Origin of the sequence: Bacillus sp. BS1807G30, assembly GCF_040047675.1 — a bacterium.
GTDB classification, from domain to species: domain Bacteria; phylum Bacillota; class Bacilli; order Bacillales; family Bacillaceae; genus Bacillus; species Bacillus altitudinis.
This window is the reverse complement of sequence record NZ_CP157353.1, coordinates 2,993,035-3,007,788: the sequence shown is the minus strand read 5'-3', so window position 1 is coordinate 3,007,788 and position 14,754 is coordinate 2,993,035. Positions and strand designations below refer to the sequence as shown.

Sequence of the window (14,754 nt, the reverse complement as noted above, 5' to 3'; positions counted from 1 at the left end):
TTCTTATAGAATTTTTTATTAGAAAGTTAGGGAGAATACCTAAATATACCTATTTTTTAACCGATGATAATTTGTAGGGGAATATCACCAGATAATGACAGGGGGACAATTTAGTTAAAAGAAAAAAGTTCGAATAGACCCTACAAAGCATATGATTAAACACCTAAAGTAGTTGACGAATTAGAAAAAGTCTCAAAGGATAAGGAGTAATTCATAAAAATGAAAACAAACAAAAAGACAATCATTTCAGTATTTCTTTTAGTATTTACATTGATGATGGGTACAGCATGCGGTAAAAATGAATCAGCAAACGGTTCATCAAACAAAGCAGCAGCAAAACAAGAAAAAATAGAAAAAATGACTGATAGCGAATATGCATCATGGTATAAGGGATATCTAAAACGGTTTGAAGAAAGAATTATGTCTTTTGTTTTATCGTTGGTTCCTTTAGACGAGGTTTACGATAAAGAATGGGCTAGTGATGTTGAGACAAAGATTGATAGCATGAGAGAATTACTCAGCGAAGCCAAAGACAAAGAAGTTAAAGTTCCTGATACGTATAAAAAAGTAAACGAGTACTTGGTGAAAGCGGATGACAAATTTGAATCACTTTTCAAAGATATCTTAAAAGTAATCAAGCGAGATAAAGTCAGTGATGATGATTTAAGTTTCATGAATTCTAGAATGAAAAAAGCTTTAGAAGAAGTGGATAATGCTAAAAAAGAGATGAGTAAAATGAAAGACGATAAAGCAAATGAAAAACAAAAAGATAAATCAAATTCATAATTAAGTAAAGAAAAAGACGTCTGCTTTACAAAGCTCAGTGGGTCTTAAGAATAACGAGTTTAGTTCACAACATAAGAAGGATGCTACATACTGTCATCCTTCTTACTTTTCATGTAAGTTCCTCGAGGAAAACCGAACCAACCGAACAAACAAAGGGCAAACCACAATCACCGCCATCATCATCAAAAGCCCATCCGACATGATCTCCACAAATGTTGTCTGAATCACATAAACCGCAATCAGCAGCAAATAACTCATCAAAAATAACAGCTCAGATCGTTTCTTCTGAAATGGCTTCTCTAAAAGAATCAGCATGAACAAACCTGCCATGATGATCAAAAAAGTCATCTCCTATCAAGCCTCCTTTTCATTCATCTCCACATTGTACAGATATTTCACTTGCTACAATATGCTTTATCCATAAAATAAGTAAAAAGTAATGAACAGATAAGGCGCCACGACTAGTAAAATGACGAACGCTTTCCAAAAAACCGCCAACCAAATCAAAATCACATCTTCCCATTTGAGACGTCCTCATATATAGTAAGATTAGACTAGTTCTAAATAACTGAAATTGGGGCGTTTACATGGATTCGATTGTTTTACATTTTATTGTGATCATGAGTGTTTCTGGCATTCTGTCCGTAATATTATCAATCATTGCTCATGCAAATCGCCATCGGTATATTGGCTGTCAATTGTTTATGTATATGTCTGGAGCAACTGCGATTTATATTTTTGGACATACATTTGAATTATTGGCGCGCACCCCTCAAGAAATTACATTCTGGGTTAGTTTTCAATACATAGGTCTTCCGTTCATTGCACCGTTCAGCCTGATGATTGTGCTGCAGTTTACTGGTTTCCATCAATATGTAACAAAGCGCCGCGTGCTTCTCTTCTTGCTGATTCCAATTTTAACCACCATTCTGGTGTTCACCAACTCTTTTCATTCACTCTTTTACCGAAGCATCACGATGAATACAGTAGACGGGTTTTTATTAGCTGATTTTACCATTGGTTATTGGTATATCATTCATGGGGTCTATACATTTGGTTGTTCCATGCTCGCTATTTTTATGCTGCTTTGGTTTTTACGTGTGAAGAAAGATTATTTGAAACAGGTTCTGATCTTGCTCGTTGGAATATTATTACCGATCACGACTTCTTTTATCTATTTATTAGGTGTCACGCCTTTTCACATTGACCCAGTACCAGTGGTGATGTTTTTAACCAACGCACTCTACTTATGGGCGATTATGTCTTTTCATCTCTTTAAGCTCTCTCCCATTGCGATGGAGCGTGTGTTTGAACATATGTCAGAAGGTGTTCTTATATTGGATCGATACCGAACACTGATTGATTATAACCCTGCGGCTGCATTGATCATTCCTGTGCTCGCTAAAAAGGGAATCGGCTATAAAATCGATGATATATTCTCAGGGATCATCAAAGAGCCGGCGTTTATCCAGTGGCTGCGTTCTCCGCAGGATCATTCACAGTATGATTTAATGTGGGAAAAAGAGCAGCCCTTCTATTATCATCTCACTGCTTCTTCTCTTTTTAATAGAAGAGGCGAAGTCGAAGGCAGGCAAATTGTGATCAGCGATGTTACTGAGCAGCGACTATTGCAGGAAGAGCTGGAGCGCCGAGCATATATTGATGGTTTGACGAATATCTTCAATCGGTCTTCCTTTATTGAACGAACGCAGATGTTATTGGAAGAGGATGCGCAGGATACTGCGATATTGCTATTTGATATTGATTTCTTTAAACAAATCAATGATACGCACGGACATCACATTGGAGACGAGGCATTGCGTCATGTTGTGTCCATTTGTCAGCAACATTTGAAGATGGATGATTTATTTGGGCGATATGGCGGAGAAGAGTTCGCCATTTGTCTGCCGCATCATTCATTTGAAGAGGCATGTCATATTGCGGAACAAATGAGACATTCATTTGAAGTGAGTTTCTTTCAGACAGATGAGAAAAAAGTAAGAGTGACAGCAAGTTTTGGCGTCGCCCATACAGCGAATGATCCCTCTATATTAGAAACGCTTCTATTTGAGGCAGATCAAGCCTTGTATATGTCAAAACGCCAGGGACGTAATCGGATTTATGCATCAACTGGTTCGGACTATATGCTGTACCAAAAGCAGGATCTTCCGCCTGCTTCTCATTGACTGTTGTCCTTCATTTAGATATGATAAACATAACATTTGAACGGTTTCCTAAAGGGGAGTAGCTTTTACGGTTTGGTCGTCATTACAGAAACATCCGTTGTTTCTCGGCCATTCCGGCATGAACATGTTAGCCAGACCTTTGCCTATCACACTTGAGGCAAAGGTCTGGCTTTTTTTAAGGTCTTTTTGCATCTGTGTGGTTGGGAGCTGGACAAATGAGGGGTTTCAACATAGCAGATGAAAGGATGATGGATCTTGAAACAATATGTGATGGCGTTTCTATTTACCGGTACGTTTTTGTTAAGTGGATGTTCTGGACTGCTAGACCAAGTAAACGATACAACGACATATGTCACAGAGGCAAATGAGTATGTGACAGATATTCAGCAATTCACAGAGGATTTTCCACAGCTTGCGGAAGAAGCTGTACAAGATGTTGCCAAAAGAGCAGATTTGACGCAGCAGCTTGAATCATTGAAAGCAGACATTCAAGAATTTAATGAACTCACAGCCCCATCAATAGCAGAAGACCTGCATGCACAAATCATAGAGAAAAATAAAGTGCTGTCAGAGGAGATTCAAACCTATTTACAGCAATTGAAAATGGACAACTTCGATGCTGCAGCTATTTTAGAGGATCAGCAAGGCCTCATGAAGCAGCTTCAGCAATCTGTCAACCTTTTGCAAGATATTGAACAGTTGACAAACTAGGATAAACAAACGGTGATCTCAGCATATCTTTGCCTTTTCAGGTGAAGATATGCTTTAATTGAATGTAACACAAGTATGATAGAAAAAAGGTGATCAGATGACAGAACAAGAAGCAAGACATATCGCTTCGCCTAGAGCTGAGAAGGAAAAAGAGCAATTAATCAACCGATTAAAACGAGTGGAAGGTCAAGTGCGAGGGATTCAGCAAATGATTGAAAACGATCGTTACTGTATAGATGTCGTGAATCAAATTTCTGCTGTCAATGCAGCTTTAAAAAAAGTGAGTCTTCAATTAATGGAAAAGCATACACATCATTGCGTAGCAGATGCCATTAAGAGCGGTAATGGGGATGAAGCCATTGAGGAGTTAATGAATGTCTTCACGAAGCTGACAAAATCGTAGCAAACAGCGGATCATTTATGTTTACAATGATACCCTACTAGGGTATAGTAAAAATAGAAAATGATTGATGGAGGCGATGAGAAGTGGAACAAGCAACACTACAAGTGCAAGGCATGTCTTGCGGACATTGTGTGAAAGCAGTCGAAGGAAATGTAGGAGAATTAGCAGGTGTTGAATCTGTGAAAGTCCATTTAGATAAGGGTCAGGTGGAGGTTTCCTTTCACTCAGATCAAATCACGTTACACCAGATCTCTGATGTCATTGAAGAACAGGGATATGATGTCGTATAAAATGAGCATACGTGCTGCATAAGACAGCACGTATTTTTTTAAAAATAACAATACCCCCATGGAGTATGTGGAGAGGTGAGATAAATGAAAAAAGAAATTGATTTTCAAATTACGGGAATGACTTGCGCCGCCTGTGCAGGCCGCATTGAAAAGGGCTTGAACAGGTTGGAAGGTGTGGACGACGCCAGTGTGAACTTAGCGCTTGAAACATCCCACATTGTGTATGAAACAGAACGACTCACAGCAGAGGATCTAAAACAAAAAATTCAATCTCTTGGCTATGATGTGGTGATGGAGCAAGCCGAATTTGATATAGAGGGAATGACATGTGCGGCTTGTGCAAACCGAATTGAGAAAAAAGTCAACCGGATGGACGGTATTGATCAAGGATCAGTGAACTTTGCGCTTGAGTCACTTCAGGTGACGTATCATCCTGGGCAAATATCTCCAAGTGACATAAAAGAGGCTGTGAAATCCATTGGGTATTCATTAATCGAACCAGCCGAAGAGCATGCAGAGGAAGGGAAAAAAGACCATCGCCAAGTAGCGATTGAGAAACAAACGGCACGCTTTTTGTTCTCGATGATTTTGTCATTGCCTCTTCTTTGGGCAATGGTCAGTCATTTTTCTTTCACATCGTTTATTTGGTTGCCAGAAGCGTTTATGAATCCATGGGTTCAGCTCGCATTAGCAGCGCCCGTCCAGTTCATTGTCGGCTGGCCTTTTTATGTAGGTGCTTATAAAGCGTTGAAAAATAAAAGTGCCAATATGGATGTCCTTGTGGCATTAGGGACATCAGCTGCTTTTTTCTATAGTTTATATGAAAGTATTCAGTCAGCGGTTCAAGGCACACATGAGGCGGCCCTCTATTATGAAACGAGTGCTGTGCTCATTACGCTAATTGTGCTCGGAAAATTAATGGAAGCAAGAGCGAAAGGGAGATCATCAGAAGCGATTCAAAAACTGATGGGTTTACAAGCGAAAGAAGCTGTGATAGAGCGAGATGGGAAAGAAATGACCGTTCCTATTTCTGAAGTGAAAGTGAATGATCTTGTGTTCGTCAAGCCGGGTGAAAAAGTCCCGGTAGACGGAGAAATCATCGAAGGAACAACAGCAATCGACGAATCCATGATTACAGGTGAAAGTCTGCCAGTTGATAAAACCACAGGAGATACAGTCATCGGGGCAACCATCAATAAAAATGGATTTGTGAAAGTGAAAGCAACAAAAGTAGGAAAAGAAACGGCTCTTTCACAAATCATTCGAGTCGTCGAACAAGCGCAAGGCTCAAAAGCACCAATTCAAAGAATGGCAGATCAAATTTCAGGGGTATTTGTCCCCATTGTTGTAGGATTGGCTGTGCTCACTTTTCTGATTTGGTTTTTCTTTGTTGACCCAGGGAATGTGACATCTGCACTTGAAACCTTTATAGCGGTCATCGTCATCGCATGTCCTTGTGCGCTTGGTCTTGCTACACCGACCTCTATTATGGCAGGCAGCGGCCGTGCAGCTGAATCAGGGATTTTGTTTAAAGGCGGAGAACATTTAGAGATAACCCAATCACTAGATACAGTAGTGCTAGATAAAACAGGGACTGTGACAAAAGGGGAGCCGAGTCTTACAGATGTGATTGCGTCTGCCAATTGGACAGAAGATAAGCTGCTTCAGTTAGCAGGATCGGCAGAACAGCAGTCAGAGCATCCACTTGCCAGAGCGATTACAGAAGGCATGAAGAACCGGGGTCTCCAAGCGGTCGAGGTAGAAGCTTTTCAAGCAGATCCTGGTCATGGAATTGAAGCAAGGGCTGCGGGACATGAGCTTTTGATTGGCACACGGAAGCTCTTAAAGAAACATCATATCAGCTGCGAAGCACTAGAAGCAGTTGTGACTGAGCTTGAAGAACAAGGAAAAACGGCGATGCTCATTGCCATTGACCGCGAGCCAGCAGGTATTGTCGCCGTTGCAGATACGATCAAATCGTCTTCTTCTCAAGCGGTCGCTCGTCTCAAAGAGCAAGGGATTCACGTCGTGATGATGACAGGAGATAACAAACGAACAGCAGAAGCGATTGCGAGTGAGGCAGGCATAGATCATGTGATCGCTGAAGTTCTTCCTGAGGAAAAAGCGGCTCATATTGCAGCGCTTCAGAAACAAGGAAAAAAAGTGGCGATGGTTGGAGACGGCATCAATGATGCCCCTGCCCTTGCAACAGCAAATATCGGGATGGCCGTCGGAACAGGTACAGATGTTGCCATGGAAGCGGCAGATATTACGCTCATGACAGGAGATCTCCATGCCATTGCAGATGCACTTGAATTTAGCAGAAAAACGATGAGAAACATTAAACAGAATCTATTTTGGGCGCTTGCTTACAATTGTATTGGTATACCGATCGCTGCATTTGGGTTCCTGGCGCCATGGCTTGCAGGAGCGGCAATGGCCTTTAGTTCTGTATCGGTTGTGCTGAACGCACTAAGATTACAGCGATTGAAACCTGTCAGAGAGGGTGTAGCAAAATGAAGCTGAATGTCAAATGGGTGTGGACATTGAGTGCTGTGATTTATGTGGCGCTTGTACTGATTGGTTATGCTGTTTATGACAAATTTTCTCCACATCAAGAGTCGCCAGTTGAACAGATGCAGCAACATTAAGACTTCGCCAAAAGCGAAGTCTTTTTTTAACAATTTTGTGGAAAAACCCACCTTTTAAAAGATTTTTCATAAAAAATTCACTTCTTTTTGTTCCTTTTTGTCGTTTTTTGTAGGTTCATCGTTAAGATGCGATTAAGCAACAAAGAAAGCGTTATCAAAAAAAGGGGGTCCACGTATGAAAAAGTTAGGGTTAGCTTCTCAAATACTCATCGCACTTGTTTTGGGTGTTGTCGTAGGAGCGCTGTTTTATCAAAATGAAACCGTTATTAATGTGTTAACGCCGATTGGCGATATATTCATCCACTTAATTAAAATGATCGTTCTTCCAATTGTTATTGCTGCATTGATTGTAGCCGTTGCAGGTGTAGGCGATATGAAAACCATCGGAAGACTCGGTGGGAAAACGATTCTTTACTTCGAAATTGTGACAACGATTGCATTAGCAGTTGGACTGCTTGCAGCAAACGTTTTCCATCCTGGTACAGGAATTGATATGAGTAACATGGAGAAAGGCGATATCTCTAAATATGAAGAGACATCTAAGTCTTCTGCCGAAAAAGCTAGTTTCTCTGAAACGATTGTGCATCTTGTGCCAACAAACGTGTTCCAATCCATTGCAGAAGGTGATCTATTACCAACAATCTTCTTTACAGTGTTATTCGGATTAGGAATTGCAGCAGTTGGAGACAAAGGAAAACCAGTGTTAGGATTTTTTGAGGGCATCCTCGAAGCGATGTTCTGGGTGACCAATAAAGTGATGAAGTTTGCACCATTTGGTGTATTCGCGCTCATCAGTGTGACGGTGATCAAATTCGGGGTCGGAGCGCTTCTCCCGCTAGGTAAACTGGTACTTGTCGTTTACGGTACAATGGCATTCTTCGTTATTGTCGTACTTGGCATTATCGCAAAATTAGCTGGAACAAGCGTCTTTACACTATTTAGAGTGTTAAAAGAAGAAATCATTCTTGCATTCTCAACAGCAAGTTCAGAAGCTGTATTGCCTAGATTAATGGACAAAATGGAGAAGTTCGGATGCCCGAAAGCGATCACGTCGTTCGTTATCCCAACAGGCTATACCTTTAACTTAGATGGAAGTGCCATCTATCAATCCATTGCCGCCATATTTGTTGCACAAATGTACGGCATGCCTCTTTCCATCTATGAGCAAATTACGTTACTATTAATCTTAATGCTCACATCAAAAGGAATGGCTGGTGTACCAGGTGCATCGATCGTTGTTGTCATCACAACACTTGGAGCAATGGGACTTCCACTTGAAGGACTTGCCTTCATCGTTGGGATCGACCGTATCCTTGACATGGTTCGTACAACTGTTAACGTATTTGGTAACTCACTTGCAGCCATTGTCATGTCTAAGTGGGAAAAAGTGTTTGATCAAGAGAAATCGAAGAAGTATATTGAGGAATTAAAACAACAAACAAAAGCAGCGTAAAAGGAGATCTTTTCAAATGACGAAGCTACAGGACAAGCAAGTTCGTATCGAACGAGACTTTCTAGGTGAAAAGGAAGTAGACACTCAAGCGTATTATGGAATTCAAACATTACGTGCAGTAGAGAACTTTCCAATTACTGGCTACCATGTTCATGAGGAACTCATCAAAGCATTAGGGATTGTCAAAAAAGCAGCCGCACTTGCAAATATGGATACACAGCGATTATATGCTGGTCTTGGAGAAAAAATTGTTCAAGCCGCAGATGAAGTGATTGAAGGAAAATGGAATAATCAATTTATTGTCGATCCAATTCAAGGCGGGGCTGGCACTTCAATGAATATGAATGCCAATGAAGTCATTGCAAACAGAGCGCTTGAACTACTAGGAAAGGAAAAAGGCGCTTATACTGAGCTAAGTCCAAACACGCATGTGAACATGTCGCAGTCAACAAACGACGTTTTCCCAACAGCGATTCATATTTCAACATTGAATATGATTGAAAAACTACTTTATACGATGGAAAACATGCATCAAGTCATGACAGAAAAAGCGCAAGAATTCGATCATGTCATCAAAATGGGACGTACGCATCTTCAGGACGCTGTTCCAATCAGACTTGGTCAAGAGTTTAGTGCATATGCAAAGGTTCTTGCTCGTGATATTAAACGAATCAAGCAGTCTAGACAGCATTTATATGAAGTCAATATGGGCGCAACCGCAGTTGGAACAGGACTGAATGCTGATCCTAAATATATTCGCCAGGTGGTTGGCTATCTAGCTGACATTAGCGGATTGCCGTTAGTTGGAGCAGAAGATTTGGTCGATGCTACGCAAAATACAGATGCTTATACAGAAGTATCAGCTGCACTGAAAGTATGTATGATGAATATGTCCAAAATGGCAAACGATATTCGTTTGATGGCTTCAGGTCCTAGAGCAGGCTTTGGTGAGCTGCACTTGCCGCCAAGACAGCCAGGTTCATCTATCATGCCAGGGAAAGTCAACCCAGTGATGCCTGAGGTCATGAACCAAGTGGCATTCCAAGTCATTGGAAATGACCACACGATCTGCCTTGCATCAGAGGCTGGTCAGCTTGAACTGAACGTCATGGAGCCAGTTTTAATATTCAACTTACTACAGTCTCTCAGTATGATGAAAAATGTATTTGAATCCTTTGTCGATAACTGCTTGCGTGACCTAAAAGCAGATGAATCTAGATTAAAAGAATATGTAGAAAAGAGTGCTGGTGTCATGACGGCGGTCAATCCGCATATTGGTTATGAAGCTGCTGCACGAATTGCGAGAGAAGCGATACTTACAGGCGTATCTGTACGTGAGCTTTGTCTGCAAAATGATGTGTTATCAGAGGAAGAGCTTGATATCATCTTAAATCCTTTTGAAATGACGAAACCAGGTATTGCTGGTGCATCACTTTTAGAAAAGGATCGTTTAGAAGATTAAGCGGCATCATGAGAAGCGCACACCGACAAATGTCCGGTGTGCGTTTTTTCATGGACTGTTTGTTTTTCTGAAGCGCACATAGTATACTATCGTCAATTATTAGGGATGTGACTGCGTTTGAATCTACTGAAAAAATGGTTGAATACAGAGCCTTATTTAATTATCATGCTCATTGTTCTGACTCCGATTGGGGGAGAGCTGAAATTTTATCCATTTGAGGATAGCTTTCGGGTGAGCTTTGGAACCGTTGTCTTTTTCTTTATCCTGCTTCAAATGAAAAAATTCCCGGCATGGGCAAGCGGCATCATTGCGGGGGGATCCGTGTTTGCATTCCGGGTGCTTCTTGATACTGCTGTGTCAGGCCACCTAGCGCTGGAAGAGGCCGTTTCTTTAAGATTTCCTTCCCTGCTGTATTACGTCGTCTATGGTACGCTTTTTTATGTATTACAGGTCAGACGTTTCCGTGATAAGCCTTGGCTGATTGGGGCGACAGGGATCATCATGGAACTATGCGCAAGTGTAGTCGAAATGATTGCACTCAGGGGAGCCATTGATGAAATTTTAACAGTGAGAACGCTGTTTCAACTATTTGTATTGGCGATTTTCAGAAGCTTTTTCGTATTGGCTTGTTATACGATGATTCGATTATACGAAGAACAGGCGAGAGAGCGCCAAATGAAGAAGGAAAAGGAACACCTGCTGATGCTGCTGTCAAATCTTTATACGGAATCTACATATTTTTATAAAACCCTTGCACATGCTGAGCACATTACAGCTACTTCATATCAATTGTATCAATCTCTGCATCATGCAAAGGATACGGAATCATTAGATTTGAAAAAACTCGGAAAAACAGCCCTGCAAATTGCAGGTGAGGTACACGAAATTAAAAAGGACAATCAGCGGATTTTTTCTGCTTTATCCAAGCTGATTCATGAGGAAAAATTTCAGGAGTATGCAAGTCCTGCTCATATCGCTGGACTTGTGATCCGTATCCATGAAAATTACGCGGAATCTCTTAAAAAACACATCGTTTTTCATTATGATGAAGAAGGACAGCACCCTGCTTATCATGTGTATACCATTCTATCTTTATTAAATAACATTGTATCCAATGCCATTGAAGCCATTCCGGTGAATGGAGAGGTATCACTATCCATTTCACGGAAAGAGAATGATGTGATCTTTCAAGTCAGTGACAACGGGCCAGGCATTAAAGAGCGTAACCATCATGTGATCTTTAAACCGGGCTTCACTTTAAAATACGACCAGGCCGGGAACCCATCAAGCGGCATCGGTCTTTCCTATGTGAAAGACACAGCCGAGAAGCTTGGCGGAAGTGTTGAAATGAAGAGTATCCCAAATCAACAAACGAAGTTCACTTTAACGATACCAATTGATCAAGTCAGCAGAAAAGAGGGAAATGGGAGATGAGATTTTTTATTGTCGATGATGATGAAGCCGTTCGTTCTTCACTCGCACAGCTCATTGAAGATGAAGAGCTTGGCTTTGTGGCCGGGGAAGCAGAGGATGGTGCTGAAGTAACAGCGAGCTACTTAAATGATTTGCATATTGATATCTTGTGTATTGATCTTCTGATGCCGGAAAGGGACGGTCTTGAGACGATTCGAGCGATCAAGGATGAATTTCATGGGAAATATTTAATGCTGTCACAGGTAGAAACAAAGGAACTCATCGGCCAGGCATATACGCTCGGTGTCGAGTATTATGTGACAAAGCCGATCAATCGGGTAGAGGTCTTAAGTGTGCTCCACCTCATGATTGAACGTCTGCATTTAGAGCACTCAATTGAAAATATTCAGCATTCGCTCAAATCGGTCATGCAGTTCCAGCAGCGCGGACAGACCACGAAAACGAAGCAGCGCGGGAAAAGTCTTGCAGAGGCAGGTCAGTTTTTGCTGGCGGAGCTTGGGATTGTCGGCGAAAAGGGGTCTAAGGATTTACTAGATATGATTCTTTTCACAGATCAGTATTTAGCGGTACATGCCGATCAGCACGACTCTTTTCCTTCATTAAAAGTGATTTTCACTGGCATCACAGAGGATAAATTAAACGAACCTTTTACATCAGCAGACATCGCAAGAGAAGCAAAAGCAGCGGAACAGCGGGTAAGACGTGCGATCAACCAATCATTGAAACACATCGCCTCGCTAGGGTTAACCGATTTTTCTCACCCAACCTTTGAAAACTATGCATCAAAATTTTTCGATTTTACCATTGTGCGTAAGAAAATGAGTGAACTCACAAAAGAGACAAGTGGAAGAGAAGAGCACACACGTATCAATGTGAAGAAATTTGTACAGGTGCTCTATTACGAGGCGAAACGTATTTTTATGGAAGATTAAAAAAGACATGCTCTCTATAAGGAGGGCATGTCTCAGCGTGTAGACAAACCCTCGCATTCGTTGTCAGTCCTGCGCTTCGGTGCTCACGAATGTCAAATTCGCTCCGCGCCAATGCTCGTCCTTCCTAGACTGCAAAGGTTTTCTATCACGCTGAAAAGAAGACAAAGGGCTAAAATAAAGTTCATTTTAGCCCTTTGTCAACAATCTGAAGACATGCTCACTATAAGGAGGGCATGTCTTTTTTTGTGATGGATTGAAGATGCATCTGTAGCACGGAGCGCATGAGCTGAGGCGGTAAACGATGGGGCTGTACGATTCCATTCAATGCAAGCCCATTGATGACCGCATAAAGCCGCTCAGTTTCTAATAAAAGATCGACATGATCTAGCAGTAGCTCATCCTCTTTCAATTTCATTAAGCAAAATTGAACGGTTTGAAAAAGCTCGTCATACATCTTTGCATTGAGCGGCTGTAAATCTGGTTCAGTCAGTGCCTTGACTGTAAAAGCCTGCCACACCTCCATTTCAAATATTCGTTCTTCGTCTAGTGGAAGAACCTGCTCCAATAAAGTGAATACATTTTCCTCTGTTGAACCGTTTAATGGAAGCCTAGCAATTCGCTCCTTCACTCTTTCCTGAATTAAATTCATTGAGAATAGAAATAATTCTTGCTGTGTGGAAAAATAATGGCGCATAGAGCCGGCTGAAATGCCAGCTTCAACGGCTATTTTTCGTACAGAAGCACTTTCCAATCCCTCTTGTTTAATCACTCTCATAGCAGCTTGAGCGACCTTTTGTTTTTGTTTATGGTGATCGACGATTTTTGGCATACATTGATTTTAGCACAGCTATTGTTTTTTTAACACAGTTGTGTTATTTTTTATTTAATACAATCGTGTTAAAAAGGATGTGGGGAAATTGGTCGGTTTATTGATTGTGGCATGTGAAATTGGTTTTTGGCTGTTTATTCTAATGGGCTTAACACTGCGTTATGTGTTTAAACAGAAAAAATGGGGTGCTTTCTTTCTTGTCTGTACCCCGGTTTTAGATCTCATCCTTCTTGCGGCTACTTATATTGATTTAAAGCAAGGGGCTGTGGCGAGCGTCATTCACGGGCTTGCGGCTGTTTATATTGGTGTGAGTCTGGCCTTTGGACATCAAATGGTGAAATGGGCGGATGCTAAGTTTGCTTATCGTTTTGCAGGTGGTCCTAAGCCAAAGGGGAAACCAAAGTACGGGAAGGAGCGGTCTTTGTATGAAATGGTGGGCTGGACACGTCATTTCATCTCTTATGTCATCGGAGCGGGGCTGTTATATGGATTGACCTATCTCATCCAAGCACCAGAACGAACGGAATCTCTGATGCAGCTTGTCAGTGTGTGGGGGATGGTCTTAGCCATTGATTTCATCATTAGCATCAGCTACGTCATTTGGCCGAAAAAACACCCGGAAAATGTAGCAGGTTGACAAAAAAGACAGGCGGACTCATTCCACCTGTCTTTTTGCTATGAGGACAATCCTTTGTAAATGGTGTCGATATTCCATTTCATCATGTGATAGTAGCTGTCCCCATCTTCACCTTCTTTGCCGATAGAGTCCGTAAATACTTTCCCCTTAATCGGAACTCCTGTTTCTTCAGATAGGCTTTCAAGGCTGCGCTTATCTACACTTGTTTCAAGAAAAAGGGCAGGAACTTGATGGTCTTTGACAAAATGAATGATGCGCTTCATTTGTCCAGGTGTTCCTTCACTTTCTGTGTTGATCTCCCAAATGTATCCGGCTTTCAGTCCATACGCATCCGCAAAATATTTGAATGCCCCTTCGCTTGTGACAAGGAGTTTTTTGTCTTTTGGCAGTTGATCAAACTTGTCTTTTGCTTCATCGTGAAGCGTTTGAAGCTTTTTGATATAGGTTTCAGCATTTTTCTCGTAATCCTCTTTATGCTCAGGATCTGCTTGAATGAGCGCATCTCTGGCATTTTGCGCATAAAGAATCCCATTCTCGACATTCAGCCATGCGTGTGGGTCCTGCTGGCTTTCAAGCCCTTTTGAAGATAAATGCTTCACTTTGACGCCTTTACTCAGCTCGGCTACAGGTGCATCATCCCCGTCCTTGCCGCTCGATTCAAGCAGTTTTTGAAACCAGCCATTCCCTGTTTCAAGGTTCAAGCCATTAGATAGAACAAGGTCTGCATCCGTCGTATACTGAACATCCTTTGGTAGGGGGTCAAATTCATGTGGGTCTGTACCAATGGGAACAATGCTGTGAATAGAGACATGCTGTCCTCCTACTTCCTTCACAATGTCATAAAGAATGGAGTAGGTCGTGACAACTTTTAATGTACCGTCATCTTTTCCGGAACTCTTTTGCTGGGTAGAACAGCCTGCGATGACCAAAAGGGCAATACATACTGCGGTCAAACGGATTGCTAATACCTTCTTCATATA

General features: G+C 41.5%; 16 protein-coding genes. 12 read left to right on the top strand and 4 right to left on the bottom strand.

The window, feature by feature from the left end; genetic code table 11:
• Positions 1–219 precede the first annotated feature (219 nt).
• Entirely contained in the window at positions 220–786 is a 567-nt protein-coding gene (locus ABG082_RS15595; RefSeq protein WP_046527452.1) for a hypothetical protein, read from the top strand.
• Positions 787–888: 102 nt separating this feature from the next.
• Here ABG082_RS15595 and ABG082_RS15590 read toward each other — a convergent pair whose 3' ends face one another.
• Both ABG082_RS15590 and ABG082_RS15585 read right to left on the bottom strand, forming a co-directional pair.
• On the bottom strand, positions 889–1,134 hold the full coding sequence (locus tag ABG082_RS15590) for a hypothetical protein (protein ID WP_277687560.1): 246 nt from the start codon (positions 1,132–1,134) through the stop codon (positions 889–891).
• A 19-nt stretch (positions 1,135–1,153) separates the two neighbouring features.
• Complete coding sequence (locus ABG082_RS15585) at positions 1,154–1,309, bottom strand: hypothetical protein (RefSeq protein WP_017359231.1); 156 nt, start codon at positions 1,307–1,309, stop codon at positions 1,154–1,156.
• 64 nt (positions 1,310–1,373) lie between these two features.
• On the opposite strand from ABG082_RS15585, the gene ABG082_RS15580 reads away from it, so the two are divergent.
• From ABG082_RS15580 to ABG082_RS15535, 10 genes are all read left to right on the top strand, one after another.
• Entirely contained in the window at positions 1,374–2,972 is a 1,599-nt protein-coding gene (locus ABG082_RS15580; protein ID WP_017368062.1) for a histidine kinase N-terminal 7TM domain-containing protein, read from the top strand.
• A gap of 255 nt (positions 2,973–3,227) precedes the next feature.
• The gene (locus tag ABG082_RS15575; protein ID WP_017368061.1) at positions 3,228–3,683 is read left to right on the top strand and encodes a DUF6376 family protein; all 456 of its coding nucleotides are present in this window, start codon (positions 3,228–3,230) and stop codon (positions 3,681–3,683) included.
• A gap of 97 nt (positions 3,684–3,780) precedes the next feature.
• Positions 3,781–4,086, top strand: a complete 306-nt coding sequence (locus ABG082_RS15570) for a metal-sensing transcriptional repressor (RefSeq protein ID WP_057079082.1) — start codon at positions 3,781–3,783, stop codon at positions 4,084–4,086.
• An 83-nt stretch (positions 4,087–4,169) separates the two neighbouring features.
• Entirely contained in the window at positions 4,170–4,376 is a 207-nt protein-coding gene (copZ, locus tag ABG082_RS15565) for a copper chaperone CopZ (protein ID WP_008347645.1), read from the top strand.
• Between the two features lie 84 nt (positions 4,377–4,460).
• On the top strand, positions 4,461–6,896 hold the full coding sequence (locus tag ABG082_RS15560) for a heavy metal translocating P-type ATPase (protein ID WP_348936239.1): 2,436 nt from the start codon (positions 4,461–4,463) through the stop codon (positions 6,894–6,896).
• On the top strand, positions 6,893–7,027 hold the full coding sequence (locus ABG082_RS15555; protein WP_255234054.1) for a hypothetical protein: 135 nt from the start codon (positions 6,893–6,895) through the stop codon (positions 7,025–7,027). Before ABG082_RS15560 ends, ABG082_RS15555 begins: the two co-directional genes overlap by 4 nt.
• 175 nt (positions 7,028–7,202) lie before the next feature.
• Positions 7,203–8,480, top strand: a complete 1,278-nt coding sequence (locus ABG082_RS15550) for a cation:dicarboxylase symporter family transporter (RefSeq protein WP_007500222.1) — start codon at positions 7,203–7,205, stop codon at positions 8,478–8,480.
• Between the two features lie 16 nt (positions 8,481–8,496).
• A complete protein-coding gene (aspA, locus tag ABG082_RS15545; protein WP_065461073.1) occupies positions 8,497–9,942 on the top strand; it encodes an aspartate ammonia-lyase in 1,446 nt (481 codons plus the stop codon).
• A 117-nt stretch (positions 9,943–10,059) separates the two neighbouring features.
• On the top strand, positions 10,060–11,376 hold the full coding sequence (locus ABG082_RS15540) for a sensor histidine kinase (protein ID WP_138826433.1): 1,317 nt from the start codon (positions 10,060–10,062) through the stop codon (positions 11,374–11,376).
• A complete protein-coding gene (locus tag ABG082_RS15535; protein WP_348936238.1) occupies positions 11,373–12,308 on the top strand; it encodes a response regulator in 936 nt (311 codons plus the stop codon). The genes ABG082_RS15540 and ABG082_RS15535 overlap by 4 nt, the downstream gene beginning before the upstream one ends.
• 220 nt (positions 12,309–12,528) lie before the next feature.
• Here the strand turns inward: ABG082_RS15535 and ABG082_RS15530 are convergent, their stop codons facing one another.
• On the bottom strand, positions 12,529–13,137 hold the full coding sequence (locus ABG082_RS15530; protein WP_019743630.1) for a TetR/AcrR family transcriptional regulator: 609 nt from the start codon (positions 13,135–13,137) through the stop codon (positions 12,529–12,531).
• Positions 13,138–13,225: 88 nt separating this feature from the next.
• Here ABG082_RS15530 and ABG082_RS15525 point away from each other — a divergent pair, with 88 nt between their 5' ends.
• Entirely contained in the window at positions 13,226–13,774 is a 549-nt protein-coding gene (locus tag ABG082_RS15525) for a hypothetical protein (RefSeq protein WP_019743629.1), read from the top strand.
• 38 nt (positions 13,775–13,812) lie between these two features.
• On the opposite strand, the gene ABG082_RS15520 is transcribed toward ABG082_RS15525, so the two are convergent.
• Entirely contained in the window at positions 13,813–14,751 is a 939-nt protein-coding gene (locus ABG082_RS15520) for a metal ABC transporter substrate-binding protein (RefSeq protein WP_250026623.1), read from the bottom strand.
• Positions 14,752–14,754 lie beyond the last annotated feature (3 nt).